General features: G+C 64.1%; 1 pseudogene. It reads left to right on the top strand.

Annotated features, from left to right (window positions below):
- Nucleotides 1–276: pseudogene (locus tag R0J92_RS22845) on the top strand (Hsp70 family protein); the annotation flags it as partial.

Here is a 276-nt window from a genome sequence, read left to right as displayed (position 1 = left end):
CGAGTACCTGGTTGAAGAGTTCAACAAGGACCAGGGCATCGACCTGCGCAAGGATCCGCTGGCCCTGCAGCGCCTGAAGGATGCTGCCCGAGCGCGCCAAGACCGAACTGTCCAGCGCCCAGCAGACCGAAGTGAACCTGCCGTACGTCACCGCTGACGCGTCGGGTCCGAAGCACCTGAACATCAAGCTGACCCGCGCCAAGCTGGAGTCGCTGGTGGAAGAGCTGATCAGGAAGTCGATCGAGCCGTGCCGCGTCGCCCTGAACGATGCCGGCC

Source organism: Tritonibacter sp. SIMBA_163, assembly GCF_046535935.1.
In the GTDB taxonomy this organism is placed as follows: Bacteria; Pseudomonadota; Alphaproteobacteria; order Rhodobacterales; family Rhodobacteraceae; genus Epibacterium; species Epibacterium scottomollicae.
The sequence above is the reverse complement of the archived record's forward strand: the minus strand, read 5'-3'. Positions and strand labels throughout refer to the sequence as shown.